Below are 3261 nucleotides of genomic sequence, written 5' to 3'. Positions count from 1 at the left end.
GGGCTGTAAGAGCCTGACGATGACCTACTTTCACACGGGAACCCGCACTATCATCGGCGCAAAGTCGTTTCACTGTCCTGTTCGGGATGGGAAGGAGTGGTACCAACTTGCTATGGTCATCAGGCATAACTTGGTGTCGGGCTGACTTTTGTCAGCCTAACGAATTCATAGAGTCTGGAATCAGATTTTTGTGTCTTTTTGACTGCGTCTAACTTGGCATAACAATCTTCGAAGCTCCTGCGCTGTTGAGCGCTGGGGTAGCTATCAAAGTTATAGGGTCAAGCCGCACGAGCAATTAGTACAGGTTAGCTTAACGCATTACTGCGCTTCCACACCCTGCCTATCAACGTCCTGGTCTTGAACGACTCTTCAGGGGGCTCAAGGCCCCGGCAGATCTCATCTTGAAACGAGTTTCCCGCTTAGATGCTTTCAGCGGTTATCTCTTCCACACTTAGCTACTCGGCAATGCCACTGGCGTGACAACCGATACACCAGAGGTGTGTCCACTCCGGTCCTCTCGTACTAGGAGCAGGCTTCCTCAAATCTGCAGCGCCCACGGAAGATAGGGACCAAACTGTCTCACGACGTTTTAAACCCAGCTCACGTACCTCTTTAAATGGCGAACAGCCATACCCTTGGGACCGGCTACAGCCCCAGGATGAGATGAGCCGACATCGAGGTGCCAAACACCGCCGTCGATATGAACTCTTGGGCGGTATCAGCCTGTTATCCCCAGAGTACCTTTTATCCGTTGAGCGATGGCCCTTCCATACAGAACCACCGGATCACTATGTCCTGCTTTCGCATCTGCTCGACTTGTCAGTCTCGCAGTTAAGCACGCTTATGCCATTGCACTATCGTCACGATGTCCGACCGTAACTAGCGTACCTTCGAACTCCTCCGTTACGCTTTGGGAGGAGACCGCCCCAGTCAAACTGCCTACCATGCACTGTCCCCGATCCAGATAATGGACCTAGGTTAGAACCTCAAACACACCAGGGTGGTATTTCAACGTTGGCTCCATGAGATCTAGCGACCTCACTTCAAAGCCTCCCACCTATCCTACACAGATCTGTTCAAAGTCCAATACAAAGCTACAGTAAAGGTTCATGGGGTCTTTCCGTCTTTCCGCGGGGAGATTGCATCATCACAAACATTTCAACTTCGCTGAGTCTCAGGAGGAGACAGTGTGGCCATCGTTACGCCATTCGTGCAGGTCGGAACTTACCCGACAAGGAATTTCGCTACCTTAGGACCGTTATAGTTACGGCCGCCGTTTACTGGGACTTCAATCAAGAGCTTGCACCCCATCATTTAATCTTCCAGCACCGGGCAGGCGTCACACCCTATACGTCCACTTTCGTGTTTGCAGAGTGCTGTGTTTTTATTAAACAGTCGCAGCCACCGATTTTTTGCAACCCCGTTGGGCTCCCTCTGTACGAGTTCACCTACTTGGGGCATACCTTCTCCCGAAGTTACGGTATCAATTTGCCGAGTTCCTTCTCCTGAGTTCTCTCAAGCGCCTTAGAATACTCATCTCGCGCACCAGTGTCGGTTTGCGGTACGGTCGTCAATAGCTGAAGCTTAGTGGCTTTTCCTGGAAGCAGGGTATCACTCACTTCGTCTGCAAGCAGACTCGTTATCACCCCTCATCTAAGCCCGGCGGATTTGCCTACCAGGCACGACTACAGGCTTGAACCAACATATCCAACAGTTGGCTGAGCTAACCTTCTCCGTCCCCACATCGCACTATTGATCGGTACAGGAATATTGACCTGTTTCCCATCAGCTACGCATCTCTGCCTCGCCTTAGGGGCCGACTCACTCTACGCCGATGAACGTTGCGTAGAAAACCTTGCGCTTACGGCGAGGGGGCTTTTCACCCCCTTTAACGCTACTCATGTCAGCATTCGCACTTCTGATACCTCCAGCATCCGTTACCAGACACCTTCACAGGCCTACAGAACGCTCTCCTACCACGTGCAATAAATTGCACATCCGCAGCTTCGGTAACTGGCTTAGCCCCGTTACATCTTCCGCGCAGGACGACTCGATCAGTGAGCTATTACGCTTTCTTTAAATGATGGCTGCTTCTAAGCCAACATCCTGACTGTTTTAGCCTTCCCACTTCGTTTCCCACTTAGCCAATTTTAGGGACCTTAGCTGGCGGTCTGGGTTGTTTCCCTCTTGAGTCCGGACGTTAGCACCCGGTGCTCTGTCTCCCAAGCTGTACTCGTCGGTATTCGGAGTTTGCATAGGTTTGGTAAGTCGCCATGACCCCCTAGCCTAAACAGTGCTCTACCCCCGACGGTAATACTTGAGGCACTACCTAAATAGTTTTCGGAGAGAACCAGCTATTTCCAAGTTTGTTTAGCCTTTCACCCCTATCCACAGCTCATCCGCTAGTTTTGCAACACTAGTCGGTTCGGACCTCCAGTACCTGTTACGGCACCTTCATCCTGGCCATGGATAGATCACTTGGTTTCGGGTCTACACCCAGCGACTGATTCGCCCTATTCGGACTCGATTTCTCTACGGCTTCCCTATTCGGTTAACCTTGCCACTGAATGTAAGTCGCTGACCCATTATACAAAAGGTACGCAGTCACCCTTGCGGGCTCCTACTTTTTGTAAGCATGCGGTTTCAGGATCTATTTCACTCCCCTCCCGGGGTTCTTTTCGCCTTTCCCTCACGGTACTGGTTCACTATCGGTCGATTACGAGTATTTAGCCTTGGAGGATGGTCCCCCCATATTCAGACAGGATTTCTCGTGTCCCGCCCTACTTTTCTCTACCTTAGTACCACACGTCTGTTTTCGCATACGGGGCTATCACCCACTATGGCCGGACTTTCCATTCCGCTTTGCTAACAGTCGTGCTATCAATAGAAGGCTCTTCCAATTTCGCTCGCCACTACTTTCGGAATCTCGGTTGATGTCTTTTCCTCGAGCTACTGAGATGTTTCAGTTCACCCGGTTCGCCTCGCATGACTATGTATTCATCATGCGATACCTCTTGCGAGGTGGGTTTCCCCATTCAGAAATCTCCGGATCAATGCTTATTTGCCAGCTCCCCGAAGCTTATCGCAGGCTATCACGTCTTTCTTCGCCTGTAATCGCCAAGGCATCCACCACATGCTCTTAGTCACTTGACCCTATAACTTTGACATCTCTTTCAAGATACCGCCGCCATCTTCAAGGACTTGCCAGGTCTTTCACCTGGCGCGTTATGCCGTAATGTGAATAATTCCTCGATATCACTA

The 3261-nt window shown here is 50.9% G+C and carries 2 rRNA genes; both read right to left on the bottom strand.

Features of this window, described 5'->3' with window-relative positions:
* Nucleotides 1-11 precede the first annotated feature (11 nt).
* A 5S ribosomal RNA gene (gene rrf, locus AC3WOH_RS34715) occupies nucleotides 12-124 on the bottom strand.
* A 150-nt stretch (nucleotides 125-274) separates the two neighbouring features.
* Nucleotides 275-3153 (bottom strand): 23S ribosomal RNA (locus tag AC3WOH_RS34710).
* Between the last annotated feature and the right edge of the window lie 108 nt (nucleotides 3154-3261).

Source organism: Acidovorax sp. FW305-C-20-28, assembly GCF_058783375.1.
Note: the sequence above shows the minus strand (reverse complement) of the source record. Positions and strands in the feature narration are given on the sequence as shown.